Below are 26,083 nucleotides of genomic sequence, written 5' to 3' on the forward strand. Positions count from 1 at the left end.
CATGCCCGCTCCCAAAACCCTCATGCGTCTGGCCGGCGCCGTCGCATCGTCGCTCGGCGCCGCGGCGTTGCTCGCCTTCGCCGTCACCACCCCGGCCCGCGCCGATGCCGATTCCGCGCGCCTGTCGCTCGCCAGGAGCCTGGCGACGCTCAAGACCGGCAATTTCAGTGCGGCGCGCAATCACGCGCAGGCCGCGATCAAGGAAGACCCCAATTGGGGCCTTGCCCATGCGGTACTGGCACGCACCTATTTGTCGCTCGGCGACGGACTGGGCGCCGAGGCTGAGCTCGATCGCGCCAAGGCGGCCGGGTTCGATGTAAAACGCGCACAGCAACTCTATGCCCATGCCTATCTGTTGCAGGGCGATGCGAAGCGTGCGTTGCGTACGGCGGCGACGGTCGAGCCGCGTTTCTCGGGCTATGCCGTCCGTGTCGGCGCGCGCGCACTGGCCGCGCAAGGCGATTTTCCGGGCGCGCGGCAGGTGCTGGTGGATTTTTTGTCGGTAGACCCGGCCAATAGTGCGGCCTGGTCCGATCTTGGCCGGGTGCGCTTCGACAGTGGTGATATCGGCGGCGCGATCGTGGCGGCGACCAAGGCGACCGAGCTTGACCCCGCCAACCTCGAAGCGCTCACCCTGCGCGGTGAACTGGTACGTGGCCAATATGGCCTGGTCGCGGCGCTGCCCTGGTTCGAAGCCGCGCTCGCCCGCGACGCCTATTATCATCCTGCGCTGATCGAATATGCCTCGACGCTCGGCGATGCCGGTCGTTATGGCGACATGCTCGCCGCCACCCGCCGCGCGCTCGCCGCGCGCCCGGACAGCGCGCAGGCCTTCTATCTTCAGGCGGTGCTGGCGGCGCGCGCGGGCAATTACGATCTCGCCCGCACGCTGATGCAACGCACCGGCGAGGCGCTCAATGGCTTGCCCGGCGCGCTGCTGCTCGGCGGCACGCTCGATTACGAATCGGGCGGGTACGAGCAGGCAATCAACAAATGGCGCGAGCTGGTCGGCCGCCAGCCGATGAACATCACCGCGCGCCGGTTGCTTGGAGCCGCGCTGCTGCGTTCCGGCGATGCGCAGGGCGCGCTCGACGTGCTGCGCCCGGTCGCGATGCGGTTCGATGCCGACAGCTATACATTGACGCTGGTCGCACGGGCGTTCGAACGCACTGGCGAACGCGACTGGGCCGGCAAGTTTCTGGACCGCGCCGCCTTTCCGGCGCGCGATGGTTCGGTACCGTTCGGAACCGATGACAGCCTGGCAGTGCTCGGCGGTCTCGCCAACGACAATCCCGACGACCCAGTGCGGCGCATCGTCTTTCTGCGCGGACTGGTTGATGCCGGCGACAATGCCGAAGCACTGGCTCAGGCGCAGGCATTGGCGCGGATGGCGCCCGGCGCGCCCGCGGCGCATCTTGCCGTCGGCGACATGTTGATGGTGATGAAGCGTTACGACGACGCTGCCGCCGCTTATCGCCACGCCGCCGATATCCGGTTCGACGAACCGACCATGTTGCGCATCGTCGACGCGCTCGACCGCGCCGGGCACCGGTCCGAGGCGTCCAACGTGCTGGCGCTGTTCCTGTCGCAGAATCCGCAAAATATCGCCGGCCAGCGGCTCGCCGCGCATTGGCAGATCGCGGCGGGCGAATTCGCGGCCGCGATCGAAACGCTCGAAGGGCTGCGTCAGCGTATCGGCAACCGCGATGCCGCGCTGCTGACCGAACTGTCCTATGCCTATATCGGCGATGGCGATGACGTGACCGGCTTGTCCTATGCCAAGGCGGCCTATCGTCTGGCGCCGCTCAACCCGGCGACCACCGATGCCTATGGCTGGGCGCTGTATCAAGGCGGCAACAATGGCGCGGCGGTGCAACTGCTCGAAAAGGCGGTCGCGATCGCACCCGAACATGCCATGTTGCGCTGGCATCTGGGACAGGCCTATGCCGATCTTGGCCGTGGCGCCGATGCCCGGGCGCAGGTCGACGCGGCATTGAGCGATCCGACCTTTACCGATCGCGAGGCCGCTGCCGCATTACTCAAGACCATTTGATCCGCGTCGCCCGGGCGGACTAAGGGAAGCGGATGACCGACCCGCTCGACCGTATCGCCGCCGCACTCGACCGCATCGCCCCGCCGCCGCCGGTGCCTGCCGACCCGCTGGCGCATCCGGCCTATATCTGGCGTGGCGCCGCGCTGGCCGCCGCGCGCGATTTCGCCGCGCTGCCGCTCGGCGATCTGCACGGCATCGATGCGCAAAAGGCGACGCTTGTCGCGAATCTTGATCGCCTGGCGCAGGGGCATGCCGCGCATGACGTGCTGCTATGGGGCGCGCGTGGCACGGGCAAGTCGGCGCTGGTCAAGAGCAGCGTCGCCGCGTTGCAGGCAGAGGGCAAGGCGATCGCCTTGATCGAAGTCGTCACCACGCAACTCGACACACTCGCGACGCTCTTCGCCGCGATTGCCACCATCCCGCGCGCCTTTGCGCTGTTCATCGACGATCTTGGCTTCAATGCCGCCAGCGACGCCCGCGCGCTGCGCTCGATGCTGGAGGGCGGGGCGGAGGCGCGGCCCACAAATGCGCGGCTGCTGGTGACGTCGAACCGCCGCCATCTGGTGCCGCGCGACATTGCCGAGCAGGAAAGCGCGATCAACCCGCGCGATGCGGTCGACGACAATCTCGCGCTGGCCGATCGCTTCGGCCTGAGCCTCGGTTTCCATGTCGTCGATCAGGAAGGGTATCTCGCCATCGTGAAGGGCTATACCGACACCCATGACTTGCCCTTCGATCCGGTCGAGGCGGTCGGTTGGGCGACCCGGCGTGGCAGCCGGTCGGGTCGTGTGGCCTGGCATTACATCGTCGATCTGGCCGGAAAGCATGGCAGGTCGCTGAGATTATAGCAGATTTGGACCAGGTTACGCTAAACGTAGCTTGACTTGACCCGCCAGCCGCTGCTGTCTTGCTGAATGGCCCGTATCGGCGAACTCGACCTGTGCGATCGACTCTCGCCAACCATTCCGGTCTGGGTGACTCAAGTCATTGTCGGACTGGTCGCGTCGGGCGCGACGCGTCTTCTGCGCATCGGCTTCGACATCGTTGCGGGTGGCGCCGCGCCTTTCGCATTGATCTACCCCGCGATCATGCTCGCGACACTGTTCGCGCGCGCCTTTGCCGGAATCGTCGCCGCCACGGTGATGATCCTGTACATCTGGTATTATCTCTATCCGATCCCAAACTCGTTCCGCTTTGTCGATTCTGCCGGGGCGCTGTCGGTCGGTGTGGTGGTGGTCACCGCCCTCATCACCATCGGACTTGCCGAGCTGTTCCGCCGCGCGGCGTATCGCGCAACGCGCGAGCGCGACCGGGAGATTGCCGATCGCGACCTGTTCCTGGCTGAATTCGACCATCGCATGAAGAATAATTTCGCGATCGTCGCCGGGCTGCTCGACATGCAGAAGCGCCGCGCGACCGATCCGGCGACGGCCGAGGCGCTGGGCGTCGCGCAAATGCGCATCGACAGCATCGCGCGTGCGCACCGCCACCTCTATCGCGGCAGCGAACAGCCCGGCATGGTCGAGATGCAGGAATATCTGCCCGATCTGTGCGCGGCCTTGTCCGAGGCCCTGTTCCTGCGCGGCGGCATCACCCTTGCCTGCGACACCGACCAGGCATCGGTGCCGCGCGACCGCGCCGTGTCGATCGGGCTGGTCATCAACGAACTGGTCACCAACGCCGCCAAGCATGCCTTTCCCGGCCGGGATATCGGCAGCATCAGCGTCGTCTTCTACAACCGCACCGGCGGTGGATGGACCGTCACGGTGACCGATGACGGCGTCGGCTTGCCCCGGAAACCCGTTGCCCCCGGTCCCGATCATGGTCTGGGCAGCCGTCTGATCGAAGCGTTCGCACGTCAGGCGGGGGGGACGATCACCACGGACAGCGACCGCACCGGAACACGCGTGACGCTGGAGCTGGCGGCCTAGAGTTTGATTCAGCAAGACGGCACCGCCCTCCACAGCCATTCCAACGATGCGTTGCATCGCCGGAACCTTGGGCTGCTCCGCGCTTCAGCGCAGCTGGATCAAACTCTAGGTCAACGCCTCGACCTGTTCGGCGAGTTCCAGCCAGCGCATTTCCGCCGCATCCTTTTCCTCGCGCGCCGCCTCGATCGCCTTGGTCAGCCGTTCGAACTTGGCGAAATCGCGCGAATAGAGCGCCGGATCGGCGAGCAATGCCTCGTCACGTTTGATCGCCGCCTCGATTTCTTCGATCCGCTTGGGCAGCAGATCGTAATCGCGCTGGTCCTTGTAGCTCAATTTCACGCGCGGCGCGGCCGGCGCGGTTGGCTCCACCTTGCGCGGATTGGGCCGTTTGCCGCCGCTGACTTTCAGCCGGCGGCGCTTTTCCCAATCCTCATAACCGCCCGCTACAACATCGACTGTGCCCGATCCGTCGAGCCCGAGGGTGATCGTCACCGTGCGGTCGAGAAAATCGCGGTCATGGCTGACGATCAGCACGGTACCGTCATAATCGCCGATCACTTCCTGCAGCAGGTCGAGCGTTTCGAGGTCGAGATCGTTGGTCGGCTCGTCGAGCACCAGCAGGTTCGATGGCCGGGCGAATTCGCGCGCCAGCAACAGGCGTGATCGTTCGCCGCCCGACAGGGTGCCGACCTGCGCATCGACCAGCCCGGGTTCGAACAGGAATTCCTTCAGATAGCCGATGATGTGCTTCTTGATGCCCTGGACCTCGATCCAGTCGCCGCCGTCCGCGAGCACTTCGCGCACCGTCTTCTCCGGCGCCATCAGGCTGCGTTGCTGGTCGATCACGATTCGATCGAGCGTCTTGGCGAGGCGGATATGTCCCGAATCGGGTGCGAGTTCGCCAGTCAGCAGCTTGAGCAACGTGGTCTTGCCCGCGCCGTTGGCACCGACGATACCGATGCGGTCGCCGCGCATGATGCGCAGAGTCAGGTCCTTGATGATCGGTCGATCTCCGAAGGATTTCGACACGCCCTTCACGTCGATCACCATCTTGGTGCGCGCGTCGTCGCTGCCGATCGACAGGTTCGCGGTGCCCGGCGGCCCCATCATCGCCGCGCGCGTCTCGCGCATCTCGAGCAATTTGGTCAACCGGCCCTGGTTGCGCTTGCGCCGCCCGGTGACGCCGCGCAGCAGCCAATGCTCCTCCAGCTTGAGTTTCGCGTCGAGCCGTTCGGCATTGCGCGCTTCGTCGGCATAGACTTGTTCGGTCCATGCCTCGAACCCGCCAAAGCCGATTTCCGCGCGGCGAATCGTCCCGCGATCGAGCCACAGGGTCTGCTTGGTCAGGCGGGTGAGGAACGTACGATCATGGCTGATCGCGATGAACGCGCCGCGGAACCGGCCGAGCCAGTCCTCCAGCCAGTCGATCGCCGCGATGTCGAGATGGTTGGTCGGCTCGTCGAGCAGCAGTACGTCGGGCTCCAGCGCCAGCGCCCGCACGATCGCCGCGCGTCGCCGCTCGCCGCCGCTCGCGCTTGCCGCCTCACGCGACAGGTCGATGCCGAGTTGATCGGCGATCGCATCCGCTTCGTGCGGCAGCGGCGCATCATCGCCGTGAAGCACATAATCGAGCAGGGTGGCATGCTTGCGCAGGTCGGGTTCCTGTTCGAGCAGCACCACGCGCGTGCCGGGCTGGATCGTCCGCCGTCCTTCGTCCGCATCGACCGCACCGGCGATCAGCTTGAGCAAAGTCGTCTTGCCCGCACCGTTGCGCCCGATCAGCGCAAGCCGGTCCCGCGGCTGGATATGGATGTCGAGGCCGCGGAACAGCCACCCCGATCCCTGGATGATGCCGAGATTTTCAAATGCGAGGATTGGGGCTGCCATGGCGGTCCGTTAGGCGGCGGATGCGGACACGGCAAGTTACGCTTGCCTGACCGACACATTCACAGGCTGTTCAAGCCGGCCCGGCTATGCGACGCACATGAAGATGTTGCTGCCTGTCACAATCTGCCTCCTTGCCGCCACTGGACCGGCTCTGGCCGAACCTGCGCCCGACCAGCGTCGGGGCGATCAGGTCGAAGCGTTCGATCAGCTCAAAAAGGGCCGATTGCTGCCGCTTCATGAGATTGAACGCCGTGTCGTGCCGCAAATGCGCGGTGCGCAATATCTCGGCGTCGAACTCGATTCGATGAGTGGCATTTACACGCTCAAATTCCTGCGCGATGGAAATGTCATCTGGGTCGAGGTTGATGGCCGGTCGGGCCAGATCATCGGCCGCACCGGTAACTGAATTCGCCCGATCGTGGCTAGAGGGGAACAAGAATGCGCGTCCTGATCGTCGAAGACGAACCCAATCTCGGTCAGCAACTGAAGAACACGCTGGAAGGCGCGGGCTATGCGATCGACCTCGCCACTGATGGCGAAGAAGGTCATTTCATGGGCTCGACCGAGAATTACGATGCGATCGTGCTCGATCTCGGCCTGCCCGAAATTGACGGGCTGACCGTCCTGGATCGCTGGCGCAAGGAAGGCCGCACCGCGCCGGTGCTGGTGCTGACCGCGCGCGACAGCTGGTCGGACAAGGTCGCGGGTCTCGATGCCGGCGCCGATGATTATGTCGCCAAGCCGTTCCAGTCCGAGGAACTGATTGCCCGGCTGCGCGCGCTGATTCGCCGTGCCTCGGGCAATGCCTCGTCGGAACTGACCGCGGGCGATGTCCGGCTCGACACGCGCTCGGGCAAAGTCACGCTCGCCGGCGAACCGGTCAAGCTCACCGCGCAGGAATATAAATTGCTCAGCTATCTGCTCCATCACAAGGGCAAGGTGGTCAGCCGCACCGAGTTGATCGAACATATCTACGATCAGGATTTCGACCGCGATTCGAACACCATCGAAGTGTTCGTGACGCGCATCCGCAAAAAGCTCGGCCAGGATGTGATCACCACGATCCGCGGCCTGGGCTACAGCCTCGAAGATCCCGATGCGTAATTTTCGGATTGTCCTCTCCTCGTTCGTGCTGAGCCTGTCGAAGCACCGTTCTTCTTCCTTCTGACCGTGGAACAGGAAGAGCAGCCCGTCGACAAGCTCAGGGCGGACGGAAATGAGGTCGCGGTACCTGATACGGCCGATGCCGACGCGCCGCTTGGCCGTGGCTATGTCCGTACGACGGGTTCGCTCAGCCGCCGGATGATCCTGATCGCGGCGGCGTGGATCCTGCTGCTGCTGACCGGCGGCGGCTTTGCGCTCGACCGGGTGCTGTCATCGGCGATCACACGCAATTTCGACGATCAGCTCGAATATGTCCTGACCGCGTTGATCGTCTCGGCTGAGATCGGCCCGGACGGCGAGGTCGTGTTCAATCGCGAGCCTGCCGACCAGCGCTTCCTCGAACCCTATTCGGGCCTGTACTGGCAAGTCAGCACCAAGGGGCGTGAGGATTTTCCCTCGCGCTCGCTGTGGGACCGGCGCCTGTCGTTCGGGTCGCAGCATACCGATCTCGGCATTCACAGTTACGACAGCGTCCAGTTCAATGCCGAGAAACTGCGTATTCTCGAACGCGATGTGAAACTCCCGGGATCGCCGCTGCGCTGGCGCTTCCAGGTCGCGCAAACGCGTGAAGGGCTTGATGCGCAGATCAACGCGCTGCGCCGGACATTGGTGCGCAGTTTCGTGCTGCTTGGCCTCGGCCTGATCATCATGGCCGCGCTGCAGACCTTTTACGGCCTGTGGCCGCTGCGGAAAGTGCGTGAGGAGATTGCCCGCATGCGTGCCGGCAAGTCGCGGCAGATCGAACGCGCCATGCCGATCGAAGTCGCGCCGATGGTCGAGGAACTGAACGGCCTGATCGCGCATAACGAACGCCAGGCGGAGGAGGCGCGGCGCCACGCCGGCAACCTCGCCCATGCATTGAAGACGCCGCTGACCGTGATCATGAACGCGGCCACCGCTCAGGCCGATGATCTCGGCGAAACGGTGGTGCGAGAGGCGCGGACGATGCGCCGCCAGGTCGACCACCATCTCGCCCGCGCCCGCGCGGTCGGCCGCCGCGGATCGGCGCATAGCCGCGCCGATGTGTGGCCGAGCCTCGAATCGGTCGAGCGCGCCGTCGCGCGGCTCTACCGCCATGTTCGTATCGACATTGCGGGACCCAAGACGCTGCAGGTCCATGTCGAACGGCAGGATCTCGACGAGATGCTTGGTAATCTGATCGAGAATGCCGCGAAATATGGCGGCGGCAGCGTGTTCGTGACGGTCGGTCAGCATTCGGGCTTTGTTGAATTCCTCATCGAGGATGACGGCATGGGCATCCCGGAGGAACAACGCGTGCGCATCTTCGACCGCGGCGTGCGGCTCGATTCGGGCAAGCCGGGCACCGGCCTGGGCATGGCGATCGTCCGCGACGTGGCGGAGATTTACGAAGGTACCGTCAGCCTCGAGGAGAGCGAGGATCTGGGCGGGCTGCTGGTGCGGTTGCGGTTGCCCGCCGCGAACTGAAGCAGGCTAGCCGATCCGGCTCGCACATGAGGCCGAACCCAGCCAAGTGTGAGGGTTGCCATCCCAGCACCAACCAAGGTTCGGCTGGCGAGCGGCGTTAATCCATATCGCAGGAACGCGCTGATCGCCCGCGTGGCGCGACGCCAGAAGCGAGTAGCAATTATTCTTCCTGAGAAAGTCGGGGAATTGTGTAGCGATCGCAATGCCTTCTTCGATCGTCAGCGCTAGCCTGGCCTGGTCCTTGATCAGGATGAGCGCTTCGTTCGGCGGCAGGTTCCTGTTCTGCTGCCCGCGATCGATGTCGACGATCAAATAGGCCGGGTTGTGCGGCAGGACGGTGTCGGCTGTGGTGTGGAAATCGGCTGCCGAGCGCGGAAACAGTTTTGAAACCCCGTGCCGGCCATCTTTGCTGACGGCGGCCATCTGTATGTCGGCCGCAACCAGCTCGCTTTTGACGGCAATGACGAACGGCAGTTTCCCGATCTCCACGTCGCTGGCGCCAACCTGAAGCGTCATGGCCTTTTCGCCCAATGGTGCCAGCAGTGCGCGGAATACGGCTTCATCCGCGCCGCTGTGCTGCAGATAATTCCTTTCGATCAGTACCGTGATCTGGCGATCGAATTCATGCGTCAGTTCTGCTGGTGTCATAGGGCGGCGCTCCATCATTCGCGGGAGCCCGATATGGCGTCGCCAGTTCATAGTTTCACGTTGCCGGTTTGTTCCGCATTGCCGACGGCGACCCGGTTTTCACTTCAGCGGCCAGGCCCTGCAGCCACCTAATCCTCGCCGCGCGGTAGCGATCTGACCTCGACCGTGCCGCCGCACTCATAGACCGGATTGCCGGCGACACGGCTTTTCGCATCGGCAAGGTCGTTGGCTTCGATGCGGATATAGCCGACGAGATGGTCGGCAACCGGACCCGCCGGCCCATCCTTGCGGACCGTCTCACCGCTGCCGATCGAGCTTCCGCCGGAAAAGCCGCCGCGTTGCCGCAGGCTGGTGAAATAGCTGTCCCACATATCGGACGATGGCTCGCGCACAGTGTCGTTGTGCATCAGCAACATGAAGTCGGGCATGCATTCCCTCCTGCGGGGTGCGGCGGTCCTTATGCCGTCGTGACCAACTCTCGCATTACATCCGCGGTAATCTCAAGGCTGTGTTTGCGGGCTTCATGGTCGTAGATCGAGCTCGCCACCATGATCTCGTTCACGCCAGTGCGCTCGACGAATGCGGCAATGCCGCGCGCCACCGTGGCGGGGCTGCCGACCGCCGAGCATTGCAGCACATGGTCGAGAATGCTGGCACCCTGCGGACCCAGCGACTGGCGATAATTCGCGACCGGGGGTTTCATCTTGCCTGGATTGCCGGTGCGTAGCGCAACGAACGCCTGCTGCTGCGAACTCGCCAGCAGTTCGGCCTCATCGTCGGTGTCGGCGGCAAAGACATTGAATCCCGCCATCACATAGGGCTTCGACAGCGCCGCCGAAGGGCGGAAGTCGCGACGATAGATCGCCAGCGCCCCATCGAGCGCATCGGGCGCGAAATGTGAAGCAAAAGCATAGGGCAGGCCAAGCGCGGCGGCGAGTTGTGCGCCGAACAGGCTCGATCCCAGGATCCATAATTTGATGTCCGCCCCGGCGCCGGGCGTCGCGCTGATCCCGGTCTGTCCGTCATCGGCGAAATAGCTTTGCAGTTCGAGCACGTCCTGCGGGAAAGCGTTGGCGTCGCTTTCCAGCGTCCGGCGCATGGCGCGCGCAACCTTCTGGTCCGACCCCGGTGCGCGGCCCAGCCCCAGGTCGATCCGGCCCGGGAACAGGGCATCGAGCGTCCCGAACTGCTCGGCAATCACCAGCGGCGAATGGTTGGGCAGCATGATCCCGCCCGCGCCGACGCGGATCGTACTGGTCGCGGCGGCGACATGCGCGATGACGATCGAGGTCGCGGCGCTGGCGATGCCTGTCATGCCGTGATGCTCCGCGGTCCAGTAGCGGCTGAACCCCAACGCCTCGACATGCCTGGCGAGATCGGCGGCATTGGCGAGCGACTGGGACACGCTGCCGCCTTCGACGACAGGAACGAGATCGAGCAAGGAATAGGCTGTCATGGCTGGAAGATGGGGAGGGGCACGGGGCTTCGCCAGATTAGAAAATCTTCGTCGCGCCGAACTTGTTTGCGGGTATCGGGCGCGGCGCATTTGATCCGAGCGCTTCGTGCCGAGCAGAGTGCATTCGGTACGGAAAGGGATCGGGAGTGGGATAACATTCGGTTGGACCACTCCCGTCATTCCCGCGAAAGCGGGAATCCCGCTTTTTTTCTGAGGATGGGGCAAGGCAGCGGGATCCCCGCCTTCGCGGGGATGACGGCAGAGTTTGTCTCAAGGATTAAATACATAAGTATCTGATAGATAATAATATTTATCTCATCTCACCGAAGCTGCCCTACATGAGATATGTTACACGTCTGGTGTAACATATCTCCCGCCGACACCCACATTACTGCCCCCTGGTCCTGTCGCTGGCGGCGATTCAACCATGACACGGGAACGGGCATGTCATCACTTGCCGAACTTATGGCACGCCGCCTTGCCCGATCCGCACCCCCGGCCTAGAGCCTCGCCCCTATGGACCCGCGCCTTTCCCATATCCGCACCTGGATCTTCGATCTCGACAACACGCTCTATCCGGCGAGCGCGAAGCTGTTCGACCAGATCGACGAGAAGATGGGCGCCTATATTTCGCGGCGCCTCGGCGTCGACCTGGTCGAGGCACGGCGTATCCAGAAGGGCTATTTCCACGGCCACGGCACCACACTGGCCGGGATGATGGCCGAACACGGCGTCGATCCGCACGAATTCCTCGATTTCGTCCATGATATCGAGATGGACGTGCTGGAGGAGAATGCGCCGCTCGCCGCCGCGATCGCCAAGCTGCCGGGACGCAAGCTGGTCTTCACCAATGCCGACACGCCCTATGCGACCAAGGTGCTCGGCCGGCTCGGGCTGGGCGAAACGTTCGAGGCGATCCACGATATCCACGCGATGGATCTCGCCCCCAAGCCGCAGGAATCGGCCTATGCCGGGCTTTGCGCGGCGTTCGATCTCGATCCGCATACCGCGTTGTTCGTCGAGGATATGGCGCGCAACCTTGCCCCGGCCAAGGCGATCGGCATGACCACGGTCTGGGTCGATAACGGCTCGGAACAGGCGGTCGACCGCGATCGCAGTTATATCGACTTCACCACCCATGACATCACGCACTGGCTGCAAGCCGTTCTGGAGGCGCAATGACCGACCATCTGCAATCCGTGATCGAATCCGCTTGGGACGACCGCGATAATCTCGGCTTCACCACGGTCGGCGCGGTGCGCAAAAGCGTCGATGATGCGCTGGCGTTGCTCGATTCGGGCGCGGCGCGCGTTGCCGAACCGGACGGGGCGGGCGGCTGGCGAGTCAATCAATGGCTCAAGAAAGCCGTGCTGCTCTCGTTCCGGCTCAACGACAATGTGCTGATCGACGGCGGATCGGCCGGCGCGCCCGCGTTCGACAAAGTCCCTTCCAAATTCGCCGGCTGGGGCGAGGCGGAATTCCGCGCCGCCGGTATTCGCGTGGTGCCCGGTGCAGTCGCGCGGCGTGGCGCGTTCATCGCCAAGGGAGCGATCCTGATGCCGAGCTTCGTCAATATCGGCGCCTATGTCGGCGAAGGGTCGATGATCGACGCCTGGGCGACGGTTGGCAGCTGCGCGCAGATCGGCAAGGGCGTGCACCTCTCCGGCGGTGCTGGTATCGGTGGCGTGCTCGAACCGCTCCAGGCCGATCCGGTGATCATCGGCGACGGTGCCTTTGTCGGTGCCCGTGCCGAAGTCGCCGAGGGTGTGCGCGTCGGTGAAGGCGCGGTGCTGTCGATGGGCGTCTATCTGGGCGCCTCGACCAAGATCATCGACCGCGCGACCGGCGAAGTGTTCCGCGGCGAAGTGCCGCCCTATGCGGTCGTCGTGCCGGGATCGACCGGCGGTGGCGACGGCAAGCCCAGCCTGTATTGTGCGGTGATCGTCAAGCGCGTCGATGCTCAGACGCGCTCCAAAACCAGCATCAACGAGTTGCTGCGCGACTGAGGAAAGATCATGCCTGACAGCCATGCCTCCGACAGCCAGACCATCGCCGAGATCATCCGCGTCGTCGATGCGATCGACCGGGCGGTGGATGGAAAGGACTGGGCCGTGGTGCGATCCCATTTCGCTGATCGGCTGACCGCCGATTTCAGCACGCTGTCGGGCCAGCCCGCTGCCGATATTCCGAGCGATGCGCTGGTCCAGGCCTGGGCGACGAATTTGACTGCGGCCAAGACCAGCTTCCATATGCGCACCAATCATCAGGTGACGCTTGCCGGCGACGTGGCTGAGGTGGAATCCGCCGGTTATGCGTGGAACCGAATGGAGGGTAATGGCGACCCGTTATGGGAGGTTTGGGGTACCTATCGCCATCATCTTTTCCGCACGTCTGATGGATGGAAGGTCGATGCCATGACGCTGATTGTCGCGCATCAGCGCGGCAATTCCTGGGTTCGCGATACGGTGCCCGCAGCGTGAGGCGCCGGCTTCTTCTCGCCGCGGCGTTGCTCGCATCCGGCCCTGCCGTGGCGCAGCAGGCGCCGGTCGAGGCGGCAAAGGTCGTGCGGACTTATCCGCACGACCCGCGCGCCTATACCGAGGGCCTCTTCTATCTCGACGGCATGCTCTATGAGAGCACCGGCGAAGTCGGCCGTTCGGGCATCCGCAAGGTCGTGCTCGACAGCGGCAAGGTCGAGTCGAGCGTCGCGGTGGAACCGCCGCTGTTCGGCGAAGGCATCGCCCCATGGGGCGGCCAGATCATCAGCCTGACCTGGAAGAACGGCATCGGCTTCCGCTGGTCGATCAACGGCTTCAGGAAGGTCGGCAGCTTCCGCTATCCAGGTGAGGGATGGGCGCTGACGTCGGATGGCACCAGCCTGATCATGTCCGACGGCACATCGACCCTGCGCTTTCTCGATCCGCGCAATTTCCGCCAGCGCCGCACGCTCCGCGTCACCGCGAATGGCCTGCCGATCGAGCAGCTCAACGAGCTCGAATATGTCGATGGTGAGATCCTCGCCAATGTCTGGCTCACTGACCGCATCGTGCGGATCGATCCGAAGAGCGGCCATGTGATCGGCTGGATCGACCTGTCCGCGCTGCATGCGCGCGCCGGCGTCTTCGGGGAGAATCAGGTCGCCAATGGCATTGCCTGGGACAAAGCGCGCCGCCGTCTGTTCGTGACCGGCAAGGAATGGCCTTATCTGTTCGAAATCGTACCGCCCAAGGGCACACACCCAAAAGCCGCCGGACGACGCTAAGGCCGACGTTCGAGATTGGGCCAGTCTCGACAATGCAACGTGCGCCGCCTATCCGCGCCGACAAAGATCAGAAGAGGATTCCCATGAACACCACCGCCAGCAAGGTCCTCGACCGCGTTCTCGTGCTCGAAATGGTCCGCGTGACCGAGGCTGCGGCCATTGCCGCATCGACGCTGGTCGGCCGGGGCGATGAGAAGGCGGCCGATGCCGCGGCGGTCGAGGCGATGCGCGCCGCGCTCAACGAATTGTACATGGATGGCACCGTCGTGATCGGTGAAGGTGAGCGTGACGAGGCGCCGATGCTCTATATCGGCGAGAAAGTCGGATCGGCGATCGGCAAGGGGCCAAAGATCGACATCGCGCTCGATCCGCTCGAAGGCACCACGATTTGCGCGACGGCCGGTCCGAACAGCCTCGCCGTGCTGGCGATCGCGGAGCAGGGCGGGCTGCTCAACGCGCCCGACGTCTATATGGAAAAGATCGCGATCGGCCCGGGCTATCCCGACGGCCTGATCGATCTCGACAAATCGCCGACCGAGAACGTGACTGCGCTTGCCGCCGCCAAGGGCGTGGCGCCATCGCAGATCATCGCCTGCGTGCTCGACCGCCCGCGTCATGAGAAGCTGATCGCCGAATTGCGTGCGCTCGGTGTTGGTATCATGCTGATCGGTGATGGCGACGTTGCGGGCGTGATCGCGACGACCAATCCGGACACGACGATCGACATCTATATGGGATCGGGCGGCGCGCCGGAGGGCGTGCTGGCGGCCGCTGCGCTGCGCTGCGTCGGCGGTCAGTTCAAGGGCCGGCTGATCTTCCGCAACGATGACGAACGCGCGCGGGCACGCAAATGGGGCGTGACCGACCTCGACAAGCAATATGACCTGACTGAACTGGCCCGGGGCGATTGCATCTTCGCCGCGACCGGCGTGACCGACGGATCATTGCTCGCCGGGGTCAAGCGCAAGGCCGGCAAGATGACCACCGAAAGCGTGGTGATGCGCGCCAGCTCGGGCACGGTGCGCTGGGTGAAGGGCGAACACCGCCTCTGAGGCGGCGCTCAATCCGCTCGATTGACAGGGAATCGCCGCGCGCCTTTAGTCATCGTCTCACATCAGGGGTGATGAATATGCGGATTCGCGGCTTCCTTTCTCTCGCGGCGGTATCGGTCGCCAGTGCCGCGCCGCTTGCCATTGCCCGACCGCAGGCGGCCCCGGCTGCCGCGCCCGCTGCGCAGTCGCCTTTCACCTTTGAAGAGGTGATGATACCGATGCGCGACGGGGCGAAGCTGCAGACCGTGATCTGGCGCCCGCGCGACGCGAAGGGGCCGTTGCCGATCCTGCTGCAGCGCACGCCCTATGGCGTCCCGGACACCGTGCCACCCGCGATGCCGGACCGCTTCAGCGCGTTGGCGCAGGATGGCTATATCTTCGTCTTTCAGTCGATGCGCGGACGCTTCAAATCGGACGGCGTGTTCACGCTCTCCACCGCGATCAGGAAGGGCGCGAAAGCGGTCGACGAAGCGACGGATGCCTATGATACGGTCGACTGGCTGGTGAAGAATGCCAAGCCGAACAACGGCAAGGTCGGGATGTGGGGCGTGTCCTATCCCGGCTTCGCCGCCGCAGTCGCGCTGGCCAAGCCACATCCTGCGCTGAAGGCGGTTTCGCCGCAGGCCGCATGGATCGATTATTGGCAGAATGACGATCTGCACCGCAATGGTGCGCTTCGCCTGAGCTATGCGACCGACTGGGTCTCTTCGCTGCAGTTGAGCAAGACCAATGATGTCGGGCCGGAATACGACACGCTCGACACCTATGACTGGTTCCTGCGCATGGGCACCGCCGAGGGTATCGACAAAGCGCAGTTCAAGGGCCGCTCGCCGATGTTCACCGCGCTCCTCGATCATCCCAATCACGACAGCTTTTACACCGACCAACGCTGGACCGATTCACTCGGCAAGACCGTCGTGCCAACGCTCAATGTCGCGGGCTATTGGGATCAGGAGGATCCATGGGGTTCCTGGCAGATCTATGCCCGGCAGAAGAAGAACGATCCCGATCATCTCAGCCAGATGGTCGCCGGCCCCTGGGCGCATGGCGGATGGCAGGGCAATACGTCGATGATCGGCCGCGTGCCGCTTGGCGGCGACAGCGGCAAGGATTTTCGCGACACGATTCAGGCGCCGTTCTTCGCCTATTGGCTCCATGGCAAAGGACCGCGGCCCGATTTCGAGGTGAAGAGCTTTCAGTCAGGATCGAACGCCTGGAAACAATATAAGAGCTGGCCGCCCGTGGAAGCCAGGGCGACCGATCTCTACTTCCACGCCGACGGGTCGCTATCCTTCACCGCGCCCGCCGCCGGGGAAGCATGCCGCGACTATCTGTCGGATCCGGCCAATCCGGTGCCGTTTCGCCCACGGCCGATCTCGAAGACTTATCCGCGCCCCGAATGGCGCTGGTGGGAGGCGGAGGATCAGCGCTTCGTCGATCATCGTCCCGATGTGCTGAGCTATGTCAGTGCGCCGCTCTCCGAAAACCTGACCGTCACCGGCACGATCGTCGCGCAGTTGATGGCCGCGACCACCGGCACTGACAGTGACTTTGTCGTCAAGCTGATCGATGTGCTGCCCGACGATTTTGCGCCGTTCAACTATGGCGCGCCGCTCGGTGCCTATCCGCAGCAACTGGGTGGCTATCAGTTCCCGATCGCGATGGAGGTGCGGCGCGGCAAGTTCCTGGCGAGCGGCACCGATCCGCAGCCACTCGTGCCGGGCAAGGTGACGGCATGGGACGTGCCGCTCAAGGATCACGACCATGTCTTCCTCAAGGGGCACCGGCTGATGGTGCAGATCCAGTCGAGCTGGTTCCCCGTCATCGATCGCAATCCGCAGAGCTTCGTGCCCAATATCGCGCGGGCGAAGCCGGGCGATTTCGTCAAGGCCACGCAAAGCGTGTGCTCGGGCTCGAAGATCGTGTTGCCGGTGATCAAATAGATCCTCCCCCATCGGGGAGGATCTGAATCAGCTCTTCAGCCGGTATCCCGTCTTGAAGATCCACGCGATCACGCTGAGGCACAGGATCATGAACAACGCCGTGACGCCAAGGCTGATGCCGACGCTGACATCGCCCTTATCGAAGAAGCTCCAGCGGAACCCGCTGACCAGATAGACCACTGGATTGAACAGGCTGATCGTCTGCCAGGGCTGAGGCAGCATGCTGATCGAATAGAATGCGCCACCCAGGAAGGTCAGCGGCGTGATCAGCAATGCGGGCACGAAGTTCAATTGCTCGAAGCCCTTGGCCCATACCCCGATGATGAAGCCGAACAGGCTGAACGTCACGCTGGTCAGCACCAGGAACGCCAGCATCGCGAACGGATGCGCGATCGGCAGCGGTACGAACAGCATCGCGGTGATCAGGATGATCAGCCCGAGGATCACCGACTTGGTGGTCGCGGCGCCGACATAACCCAGCACCATTTCCATCGCCGACACCGGGGCGGAAAGCAGTTCATAGATCGTCCCGGTGAATTTGGGGAAGTAGATGCCGATCGACGCGTTGGAGATGCTTTGCGTCAGCAGCGACATCATGATCAGCCCCGGCACGATGAAGCTGCCATAGCCGACGCCGTCGACCGTCTGCATGCGGCTGCCGATCGCGCCGCCGAACACGACGAAATACAGCGAGGTGGTGATGACCGGCGTGACCAGGCTCTGCCACAAAGTGCGCAGCGCGCGCGCCATTTCGAAGCGATAGATCGCCCAGACGCCATGCGCGTTGAAACTGTGTCCGCTCATGCTGCCACCCCCGTCTGAGTCTGACCCTGGGCAACAAGATCGACGAAAATATCCTCCAGCGACGATTTGCTCGTCTCCAGATCCTTGAAGCCGATGCCGATCTCGGCAAGCTTGCGCAGCAGCGACGGGATTCCGGTGCGCTCGCTGGTCGCGTCGAAGATATAGAGGAGTTTCTTGCCGTCATCCTCCAGCTCGAGATGCCACTCCTCCAGCTCGGGCGGGATCACGGTCATCGGTTCCTGGAGCGCGATCAGCATCTGACGCTTGCCCAGTCGCTTCATCAGTTCGGTCTTGCGCTCGACGAGAATCAATCTGCCCTTGTCGATCACGCCCACCCGGTCGGCCATTTCTTCGGCCTCTTCGATATAATGGGTGGTGAGAATGATCGTCGTGCCCTTGTCGCGCAGCCGGTGGATCAGTTTCCACATGTCGCGGCGCAAGGAGACGTCGACGCCGGCGGTCGGTTCGTCGAGGAACAGGATGTCGGGCTCGTGGCTCAGCGCCTTGGCGATCAGCACGCGGCGCTTCATGCCGCCGGACAGTTCCATGATCCTGGCGTCACGCTTGTCCCACAAGGACAGGTCGCGGAGAATTTCCTCGATATAGGCATCATGGCCCGACCGACCGAACAGGCGACGGCTGAACTTGACCGTCGCCAGCACGGTTTCGAACATGTCGACCGACAATTCCTGCGGCACCAGCCCGACGAGCCGGCGCGCGGCGCGGAATTCATGGATGGCGTCATGCCCCATCACCATGACCGAGCCGGTCGATGGCGTGACGATGCCGCAAATGATGCTGATCAGCGTCGTTTTGCCCGCGCCATTGGGCCCGAGCAGTGCGAAGATCTCGCCCTTGGCGATGTCGAGGTCGACCGAATGCAGCGCGGTCGTACCCGACCCATAGGTCTTGGATACGCCGCTGACGGAGAGAATGGTGTCCACTTGGCCCCCTTTTAGGATGGGCCTTAAGTAGGACTGCGATGGTCCCGCTTCAATTGCGTGGGCTAGCTCTTTTCGCGCGCCGCCTTGACCGCTTTCTCCAGCTCTTCAAGCGTCAGGGCTGACGAAGCGACCTTGTCGCCGATCACCCAGCTCGGCGTGCCGGTCAGCCCCAATTGCTGCGCGATGTTGCGGTTCGCAGCGATTTCCGCTTCGGCGCGGGGCGTCATTGCCGCCGCCTTGGCCATATCCAGCCCGGCCTGCTTGGCGGCAGCCGCCATGCTCTGGGGGGTGAGTGGGCCGCCGGCATAAAGCGCGTCGTGAAACACCTTGAACTTGCCCTGTTCGGCTGCGGCGAGGCTCAGCTTCGCCGCGATGATACTTTCTTCGCTCAGGATGGGAAATTCGCGGAATACGATCTTCACCTTGGGGTCGCGCTCGATCAATTTGGCGATGGCCGGCAGGCTGGCGCGGCAATAGCCGCAATTATAGTCATAATATTCGACCAGCGTGACATCGCCCTTCGGATTGCCGATCCAGGCTCCGCCGAACGGCTCGAGGATCGCCTGGCGGTTGGCGGAAATCAATTTGCCCATTTCGCGATCACGCAACCGGTCCATCGCTTCGGGGATGAGCTCGGGATGGGCAAGGACATAGTCCCGCACCACCGCCTCGACGCGCGCGGTGTCGGTTGCACTCAATGCGTTGGGCACGATACGCTGCAGGCCCCACATCGCGCCCGCGCCGACCAGCGCGGCGAGCAGGATGGCGCCGGCCAGCGCCAGCGGATTTCTGGGCAATCGATCGATCATTGCTGCTACTTCTCTGGTTCGCCGCCGCTCATCGGCGTTTGAATTTCTTCGGATTCTCGTCGATGTCGTTCTGCGCCGTCATCGCGATGTCTTGCGCACGAATCCAGTCGCTGCTGTTGGGCGATAGCCCGGCCATCGCGCCACGCGCCGTATAAGCGGCGGTCGGTGAATCGCCGCGCATGCTCGCGGTCTCCGCGCTGGCCAGCAAGGCGCGGGGCTGATCGCCGGTCAGTTCGTACACCGTGCCAAGCTGGAACCAGGCGAACGGATTCTGGTCGTCGCGCGCGATGGCGCCGCGCAGCACTGTCACTGCTTCGGGATAGTTTGTCTTGTTCTCGGTGGCGATCAACGCATGGCCGAAAGTCGTCGCGATCAACGGCGAATTGTCCGACCGGCGCGTGGCTTCACGCAATGGCACCAACGCGTCGACCGGCTTGCCTGCCTCAAGCAGGATCTGGCCCTGGATCTCGAGGAAATACGGATCGTGCGGATCGGCCTTGATCAGCGCCGCGGCCTCGGCATCGGCTTTTTGGGGATAGCCCGACTTATGCCAGGCATAGGCGCGGGCATAATGGGCGTAGACGCTCTGATCCTGATCGGGGAAGACGTTCAATGTCGTCTTGGGATCCGAGACGAAGCCGAGCAGCTTTGCTTTGACGCGCTTGAACCGGATTTCCAGCGCCGGATCGAGCTTCGCGTTCCAGGAGGGCGCGGATTCCAGATCGTGCGTCAGGTTGGCGATGCGCGCGCCGCTCAGCGGATGGCTCTGCGCATAGGGATCGATATTCTTCACCCCATAGGCATATTCCTGGTTCTGCAGCTTCTTGAAGAAGCTGATCATACCCTTGCCAGTGATCCCCGATGCATTGAGATAACGCGCACCCGCCGCATCCGCGCTCGATTCCTGGATGCGGGTGAAGGCCAGAAACTTGCCCATTGCCGCTTGCTTACCGGCTTGCAGGATGCCGATCCCGGCATCTCCCGCGCCGGCGGCGATTGCGGCCAAGCCCAGTACCATGCTGACGATCGAAATGCCCATCGCCGGCTTCGTGCCAGCGTCCTGCAGCACGACATGGCCATCGGCGATATGGCCGAGTTCGTGCGCGATGACGCCCTGTACCTGATTGGCATTGTCGGCCGCCTGGAGCAGCCCGGAATGGACATAGACGGTTTGCCCGCCCGCGACGAAGGCATTGATCGAATCGTCATTGATCAGAACGACGCGGACATTGCGCGGGCTCAGCCCGGCCGCGATGATCAGCGGCCGCGACATGTCGTTGAACATTGCCTCGGTTTCCGCATCGCGCAGGATCGACTGCGCCACGGCGGGCTGTGCCCAGAGGAGAAGAGCGGCCGTCAGACCAGCGAGAATCCGCTTCATGCCTGACATATTGACGCTTCTTCCAGCTCTGGCAACGGGGGAAGGGCCGTCTGTGGCGGGACATCGCTGAATAACGGGTGAAGCGGGCACCCTTGAAATGGAAACAGCGGCGAAGGCATCAAGCCTTCGCCGCTGCTATCCGTCGTATCCTCCCTCGAAGGAGAGGCTATCCCGACTTACGCCCCGAAGGTGCGCTGCCACCAGCCGCGGCGCGGCGAGCCGGCCTCGCCCGGGTCGGCATCATTGGCTGCATCGCCCGGGCCTGCCGCCGGATCGGCAGCGGCCGCACTATCAAGTCCGTCAGCGAGCGGGATGGCCCGCATGTCGGATTCATCTGGCTGAGCTGCCTCGGCTGCCGCGCCGGCCTTTTTGCGCGGCGCGCGACGCTTGGCCTTGGGTGCTGCCTCCTCGATCACCGGCTCGGGCACAGGTGCGGGGGTTTCGACCGGAGCCGCAGCGGCAGTAGCAGCCTTGGCCTTGCGCACGCGCTTGGGCTTGGCCGGCGCTTCGGCTTCGGCTTCGGCGACGGGCGCCTCGACCGGGGCTTCAGCAACCACTGCCGGCGCTTCGGCCGCTTCGCGCGCCTTGGGCCGGCGGCGACCCTTTTTCGGCGCTTCGACCGGTTCGGCCTCGGCCGCCGGCTCTGCCACCAGTGCTTCGATCTCCGTCTCCACGGAAGCCTCGTCGGTGGCGATTACTTCGCCGCCCTCGTTGGTCCGCTCGCCCTCGGTGCGACGACCGCCACGACGACCGCGACGCCCGCGACGGCGGCGGCCTTCGCCGTCACCGGCAGACTGTTCACCCGTCGCATCGACTGCGCCGGCTTCGGTATCCCCGGCTGCATCTTCGAGCGCATCCTCAGCATCGGCCGCGGCATTGGCCTGTTCGGCGGCGGCATCGCCCTCGGGCGTGCCATCGCCCTCGACGCGATTACGGCCGCGACGTCCGCGACGGCGACGACGGCGGCGTGAACCACCCTCATCATCGCCCGACCGCTCGGGACGCTCGCTTCGGTCGCTCCCGCGATCACCGCGTTCGCGTGCCTTGCGCGGCTCTTCGGCTTCATCTTCCTCGACGTCATCGATTTCGTCCTCGATATCCTCGGGAACGTCCTCGTCGAATTCTTCGATCGGCGCGTCGAAGCGCGGCGCATGTGCTGGCGGCGGTCCGGAGACCTCGACCGACATGCGCGCCCCTTCCTGCTCGCCATCGGGTGCGACTTCGATCTTCACGCCGTAGCGATCCTCGATCTCGGCCAGTTCTGCGCGCTTGCGGTTGAGCAGGTAGAACGCCGCTTCCATGCTGGCGCGCAACGTGACTTCGGAACCCCGGCCACGCGCGGCCTCATCCTCGATCATGCGCAGCGCCGACAGGCCGGCCGACGATGCGGTGCGTACCAGGCCGGTGCCCTCGCAATGCGGGCACTGGCGAGTCGAGGCTTCGAGCACGCCGGTACGCAGCCGCTGACGGCTCATTTCCATCAGGCCGAAGCTGGAGATGCGGCCGACCTGGATTCGGGCGCGATCGTTCTTCAGCGCCTCCTTCATCGCCTTCTCGACCTTCCGGACATTGGAGCCATTGTCCATGTCGATAAAGTCGATGACGACGAGGCCGGCCATGTCGCGCAGGCGCAACTGGCGGGCGATTTCCTGCGTCGCTTCCAGGTTGGTCGCGGTCGCGGTCTGCTCGATCGAATGCTCGCGCGTCGAGCGGCCGGAGTTAATGTCGATCGACACCAACGCCTCGGTCGGGTTGATCACCAGATAGCCGCCCGATTTCAGCTGCACCACCGGATGATACATCGCGCCGAGTTGATCCTCAACATGCGCGCGCTGGAACAGCGGCACGGGATCGGAATAATGCTTCACCTTGCGCGCATGGCTCGGCATCAGCAGCTTCATGAAGTCCTTGGCGTGACGATACCCATGCTCGCCCTCGACAATCACTTCGTCGATCTCGCGATTATAGATGTCGCGGATCGCACGTTTGATCAGGTCGCTGTCGCCATAGACCAGCGCCGGCGCCGAGGATTGCAACGTCGTGTCGCGAATCCCGTCCCACAGCCGCGCGAGATAGTCGAAGTCGCGCTTGATCTCGACCTTGGTGCGCTGCAACCCGGCGGTGCGTACGATGCAGCCCATCGACGGCGGCAGCTTCATGTCGGCCATGATCGACTTCAGCCGCTTGCGGTCGCCTGCATTGCTGATCTTGCGGCTGATCCCGCCGCCATGCGACGTGTTGGGCATGAGCACGCAATAACGGCCGGCGAGTGACAAATAGGTGGTCAGCGCGGCACCCTTGTTGCCGCGCTCTTCCTTGACGACCTGCACCAGCAGTACCTGACGACGGCGGATCACGTCCTGGATCTTGTAGCGGCGGCGCAGATTCATGCGGCGCTCGCGCAAATCGTCGACCGCGTCGTCGGATGCGCCGCGCTTGCGGCGCCCGCGCGAGCGGCCGCCCTCTTCCGCGGCGACTTCGGCCTGCACGCCGCCGTCATCCTCGAACCGCTCTACCGTCTCTTCGTCGATATCGCCGTCATGGTCATGGGCGTCATGATCGTGATCATGCTCGTCGTCATAATCGTCGCCATGCAGCTCATCCTGCGCATCCTGTTCGGCACGCAGCGCGGCTTCCTCGGCGGCATGCTCCGCCTCTTCGCGAAGCAGGGCTTCGCGGTCTTCCTTGGGGATCTGATAATAGTCGGGGTGGATTTCGCTGAACGCCAGGAAGCCATGGCGATTGCCGCCATAGTCGATGAACGCCGCCTGCAGCGACGGTTCGACCCTGGTAACCTTGGCTAGATAGATATTCCCTTTGAGCTGCTTGCGCTCGGCGGACTCGAAATCAAACTCTTCGATCCGGTTCCCTTTGACGACCGCCACACGGGTTTCTTCCCGGTGGCGTGCGTCGATCAGCATACGCGTGGTCATTGAATATTCTCCGGGCGCGCGGTCCGGGGCTTGGCCGGAACAGGCCGGGCCGGTGAGGCCGCGCGCGATTGTGATGGCCGTCGTGCCGGGCGGAAGAGCCGCCGGGCCCGGACATGCCGCTGTTGTTGAGATTAGGGGTGTCGAAATGTGCCTCTGCTCGCAGCGCACGCCTGGGCGCATGGCCCGTGGCACCTGACACGCCCACGATCCCGCCGGTCGAAACCGGTCGGTGCGGGCGGGAAAGGAAATGCGTCATTGCGAACTTCAACCTGGAAAGACCACACCCGGGAAGCCGGGGCGGCCGTTGGACCGGATTCGGCGCATGAACATTGCGCTTACCGGTGCAATTTCGCATCTAGCACCGGACGTTCCGCGCAGCAACCGGCACGTTTCTGCCGTCCTTCCGGCAATTTCATGCCGAACGCGCTGTTAACTGTCTCGCTTCACCGTGTTGGAAGGGGACGGGCATTATCCAGCCAATTGTCATTACTGTTTCGAATGGGACCCCCCGCCCATGTATTTTCGCTGGACCGCGCCACCATCGGCGCGGCATTACACTCGTGTGTCCTTCTTCCTGACCCTTCTGGCATGCTGGCTTGCCGGCACCCCCAGCTGGGCGGCGTCGGTGGAGCGCGTCGAGGTCAAGAGCAACCGTATCGTGGTGCATTTCGACGAGCGCATCGTCGATGCGTCGATGTTCATGCTCGCCGGGCCCAATCGCATCGCGCTCGACCTGAGCGGCGCGACACCGGGCGGGCGGACCAGCACCGGTGGCCCGGTCAGTTCGATCCGTCAGGCGCCCCGTGGTGAAGACGGCGCGCGCGTCGTCTTCGATCTGGCGCGCCCGGCGATCGTCACTGAAGGGGTATTCGGCCGCGATGGCCGTGACCTGACGCTTGAGTTGCGCACTGTCGACGACGCCCGTTTCGCGCGTGCCGCGGCCGAAGGACGGATGAGCTTCCTGCCGCCGTTCAACAGCTTCGGCTCGACCCCGGCGCCGCGCCGCTATGAAGTGACGGTCCCCGTGCCCAGGCCGAGCAAGACGCTCGCGTTGCCGGCCGTCTATGGCGATGACGACAGCCGTCCGCTGGTGGTGATCGATGCCGGCCATGGCGGGGTCGATCCCGGCGCGATTTCCCCCGATAGCGGCTTGCGCGAAAAGGATGTGACGCTGCGCATCGCCAAGGCGATCCGTGACGAACTGCTGCGCTCGGGCCGGGTGCGCGTCGCGCTGACTCGCGATGACGATCGTTTCCTGATCCTCCAGGAGCGCTATGGCATCGCGCGCAAGTTGAAGGCGAACCTGTTCATCTCGATTCATTGCGACAGCGTTGGATCCGGAACCGCGAGCGGCGCATCGGTCTATACGCTGTCGGAGGTCGCTTCGGACAAGGAATCGGCGCGGCTCGCGGCGCGCGAGAACAAGGCCGACATCATCTCCGGCGTGGATCTCGGCAGCACCACCACTGACATCTCGTCGATCCTTATCGACCTGACGCAACGCGAAACGATGAACAGTTCGGCGAACTTCGCCCGGTTGCTTGGTCGCGAAGCCCAGCCGCTGATACCGCTCAAGGCAAACTTCCACCGCATGGCGTCGCTGATGGTGCTGAAGGCTCCCGACATGCCGTCGATCCTGTTCGAGACCGGCTATATCTCCAATCCGAACGACGCCGCGTTCATCGATTCCCCCGATGGCCGCAAGCGTATCGCGCAAAGCGTACGCCGCGCAGTCGAAGTTCATTTCGCCAGGCGGCTGGCATCGAACTGACCCTATTGCCGGGACGGCCGGTCCGATCGCGAGCCCCAAACCGCGATCACTGCGTCCACCGTCCCGGCAAACCTGAACGAACCATCGCCCACTGACAATGTTCGCGACACTTTTCCCGCCTTTGCGGGACATCCGTGCGACAGGCGGCTTTCATAACTCCTTTCAGGCCGGTCGGACCGGCCGAGTAAAAGGAGTGAGGGTTATGAAGAAGATTGCCATTTTGATCGCGAGTCTCGGCTTTGCCGCCACCGCGCTTCCCGTCGCCGCCAGCGCGGCGCCTTATCCGCAGGCGCAGTGGCAGACCGTCAACCAGCGCCAGGCCAATCTGTACAACCGGATCGATCAGGGCATTCGTTCGGGTGCGCTCAACCGCGTCGAAGCCAGCCGGTTGAAGGCGGAGTTCCGTCAGATCGCCAATCTCGAAGCGCAGTATCGCCGCAGCCGGCCCGGCCTGACCATAGCCGAGCGCCGCGACCTCGACCGTCGTTTCGACAGGTTGAGTGCGCGCATCCGGATCCAGAAGCACGACCGTCAGGGTGGCCGCTACTAAGCCCGCGCACCAGACCGGCCCCGCCAGCGATGGCGGGGCCGTTTCGCGT

Annotated in this window: 23 protein-coding genes; 14 read left to right on the plus strand and 9 right to left on the minus strand. The window is 63.9% G+C overall.

What is annotated here, in order from left to right:
- Window position 1 precedes the first annotated feature (1 nt).
- From OO12_RS04015 to OO12_RS04025, 3 genes are all read left to right on the plus strand, one after another.
- Complete coding sequence (locus OO12_RS04015) at window positions 2-2,053, plus strand: tetratricopeptide repeat protein (protein ID WP_034157365.1); 2,052 nt, start codon at window positions 2-4, stop codon at window positions 2,051-2,053.
- Between the two features lie 32 nt (window positions 2,054-2,085).
- Entirely contained in the window at window positions 2,086-2,901 is an 816-nt protein-coding gene (locus tag OO12_RS04020; RefSeq protein ID WP_034157366.1) for a DUF815 domain-containing protein, read from the plus strand.
- A gap of 66 nt (window positions 2,902-2,967) precedes the next feature.
- On the plus strand, window positions 2,968-3,984 hold the full coding sequence (locus OO12_RS04025; protein WP_034157367.1) for a sensor histidine kinase: 1,017 nt from the start codon (window positions 2,968-2,970) through the stop codon (window positions 3,982-3,984).
- A 105-nt stretch (window positions 3,985-4,089) separates the two neighbouring features.
- On the opposite strand, the gene OO12_RS04030 is transcribed toward OO12_RS04025, so the two are convergent.
- Complete coding sequence (locus tag OO12_RS04030; protein WP_034157368.1) at window positions 4,090-5,871, minus strand: ABC-F family ATP-binding cassette domain-containing protein; 1,782 nt, start codon at window positions 5,869-5,871, stop codon at window positions 4,090-4,092.
- Between the two features lie 97 nt (window positions 5,872-5,968).
- Here OO12_RS04030 and OO12_RS04035 point away from each other — a divergent pair, with 97 nt between their 5' ends.
- From OO12_RS04035 to OO12_RS04045, 3 genes are all read left to right on the plus strand, one after another.
- A complete protein-coding gene (locus tag OO12_RS04035) occupies window positions 5,969-6,277 on the plus strand; it encodes a PepSY domain-containing protein (RefSeq protein ID WP_034157369.1) in 309 nt (102 codons plus the stop codon).
- 32 nt (window positions 6,278-6,309) lie between these two features.
- Window positions 6,310-6,975 (plus strand): response regulator transcription factor, encoded by a 666-nt coding sequence (locus tag OO12_RS04040; protein ID WP_034157370.1) that lies wholly within the window; start codon window positions 6,310-6,312, stop codon window positions 6,973-6,975.
- A gap of 198 nt (window positions 6,976-7,173) precedes the next feature.
- Entirely contained in the window at window positions 7,174-8,481 is a 1,308-nt protein-coding gene (locus tag OO12_RS04045; RefSeq protein WP_034157565.1) for a sensor histidine kinase, read from the plus strand.
- A gap of 6 nt (window positions 8,482-8,487) precedes the next feature.
- Here the strand turns inward: OO12_RS04045 and OO12_RS04050 are convergent, their stop codons facing one another.
- From OO12_RS04050 to OO12_RS04060, 3 genes are all read right to left on the minus strand, one after another.
- The gene (locus tag OO12_RS04050) at window positions 8,488-9,129 is read right to left on the minus strand and encodes a DUF5701 family protein (protein ID WP_034157371.1); all 642 of its coding nucleotides are present in this window, start codon (window positions 9,127-9,129) and stop codon (window positions 8,488-8,490) included.
- A 128-nt stretch (window positions 9,130-9,257) separates the two neighbouring features.
- Window positions 9,258-9,557, minus strand: coding sequence for a YciI family protein (locus OO12_RS04055; RefSeq protein WP_034157372.1), 300 nt, complete (start codon window positions 9,555-9,557; stop codon window positions 9,258-9,260).
- Window positions 9,558-9,586: 29 nt separating this feature from the next.
- Window positions 9,587-10,585: an LLM class flavin-dependent oxidoreductase gene (locus OO12_RS04060; RefSeq protein ID WP_034157373.1), complete on the minus strand. Its 999-nt coding sequence runs from the start codon at window positions 10,583-10,585 to the stop codon at window positions 9,587-9,589.
- Window positions 10,586-11,101: 516 nt separating this feature from the next.
- Here OO12_RS04060 and OO12_RS04065 point away from each other — a divergent pair.
- From OO12_RS04065 to OO12_RS04090, 6 genes are all read left to right on the plus strand, one after another.
- Window positions 11,102-11,767 carry a pyrimidine 5'-nucleotidase gene (locus OO12_RS04065; RefSeq protein WP_034157374.1) on the plus strand — a complete coding sequence of 222 codons (666 nt, stop codon included), beginning with the start codon at window positions 11,102-11,104 and terminating at the stop codon, window positions 11,765-11,767.
- Window positions 11,764-12,591: a 2,3,4,5-tetrahydropyridine-2,6-dicarboxylate N-succinyltransferase gene (dapD, locus tag OO12_RS04070; protein WP_034157375.1), complete on the plus strand. Its 828-nt coding sequence runs from the start codon at window positions 11,764-11,766 to the stop codon at window positions 12,589-12,591. Before OO12_RS04065 ends, dapD begins: the two co-directional genes overlap by 4 nt.
- Window positions 12,592-12,600: 9 nt before the next feature.
- Window positions 12,601-13,065, plus strand: a complete 465-nt coding sequence (locus OO12_RS04075; protein WP_052215526.1) for a nuclear transport factor 2 family protein — start codon at window positions 12,601-12,603, stop codon at window positions 13,063-13,065.
- Entirely contained in the window at window positions 13,062-13,847 is a 786-nt protein-coding gene (locus OO12_RS04080) for a glutaminyl-peptide cyclotransferase (RefSeq protein ID WP_034157376.1), read from the plus strand. The genes OO12_RS04075 and OO12_RS04080 overlap by 4 nt, the downstream gene beginning before the upstream one ends.
- Before the next feature lie 83 nt (window positions 13,848-13,930).
- On the plus strand, window positions 13,931-14,899 hold the full coding sequence (gene glpX / locus OO12_RS04085) for a class II fructose-bisphosphatase (protein ID WP_034157377.1): 969 nt from the start codon (window positions 13,931-13,933) through the stop codon (window positions 14,897-14,899).
- Between the two features lie 77 nt (window positions 14,900-14,976).
- Window positions 14,977-16,842 carry a CocE/NonD family hydrolase gene (locus tag OO12_RS04090; RefSeq protein WP_034157567.1) on the plus strand — a complete coding sequence of 622 codons (1,866 nt, stop codon included), beginning with the start codon at window positions 14,977-14,979 and terminating at the stop codon, window positions 16,840-16,842.
- Between the two features lie 27 nt (window positions 16,843-16,869).
- Here OO12_RS04090 and OO12_RS04095 read toward each other — a convergent pair whose 3' ends face one another.
- The 5 genes from OO12_RS04095 to OO12_RS04115 form a co-directional block, all read right to left on the minus strand.
- Window positions 16,870-17,646 (minus strand): ABC transporter permease, encoded by a 777-nt coding sequence (locus OO12_RS04095; protein WP_034157378.1) that lies wholly within the window; start codon window positions 17,644-17,646, stop codon window positions 16,870-16,872.
- Window positions 17,643-18,590 carry an ABC transporter ATP-binding protein gene (locus OO12_RS04100; RefSeq protein WP_034157379.1) on the minus strand — a complete coding sequence of 316 codons (948 nt, stop codon included), beginning with the start codon at window positions 18,588-18,590 and terminating at the stop codon, window positions 17,643-17,645. The genes OO12_RS04095 and OO12_RS04100 overlap by 4 nt, the downstream gene beginning before the upstream one ends.
- 62 nt (window positions 18,591-18,652) lie before the next feature.
- Window positions 18,653-19,399 carry a DsbA family protein gene (locus tag OO12_RS04105; protein ID WP_034157380.1) on the minus strand — a complete coding sequence of 249 codons (747 nt, stop codon included), beginning with the start codon at window positions 19,397-19,399 and terminating at the stop codon, window positions 18,653-18,655.
- 28 nt (window positions 19,400-19,427) lie between these two features.
- Complete coding sequence (locus OO12_RS04110) at window positions 19,428-20,780, minus strand: M48 family metalloprotease (RefSeq protein ID WP_034157381.1); 1,353 nt, start codon at window positions 20,778-20,780, stop codon at window positions 19,428-19,430.
- 176 nt (window positions 20,781-20,956) lie between these two features.
- Entirely contained in the window at window positions 20,957-23,713 is a 2,757-nt protein-coding gene (locus OO12_RS04115; protein WP_443024539.1) for an Rne/Rng family ribonuclease, read from the minus strand.
- A gap of 514 nt (window positions 23,714-24,227) precedes the next feature.
- Between OO12_RS04115 and OO12_RS04120 the strand changes: the two genes are divergently transcribed.
- The gene (locus tag OO12_RS04120) at window positions 24,228-25,484 is read left to right on the plus strand and encodes an N-acetylmuramoyl-L-alanine amidase (RefSeq protein WP_034157382.1); all 1,257 of its coding nucleotides are present in this window, start codon (window positions 24,228-24,230) and stop codon (window positions 25,482-25,484) included.
- Between the two features lie 202 nt (window positions 25,485-25,686).
- A complete protein-coding gene (locus OO12_RS04125; protein ID WP_034157383.1) occupies window positions 25,687-26,034 on the plus strand; it encodes a hypothetical protein in 348 nt (115 codons plus the stop codon).
- Window positions 26,035-26,083 lie beyond the last annotated feature (49 nt).

Source organism: Sphingomonas sp. ERG5 (genome assembly GCF_000803065.1).
In the GTDB taxonomy this organism is placed as follows: Bacteria; Pseudomonadota; Alphaproteobacteria; order Sphingomonadales; family Sphingomonadaceae; genus Sphingomonas.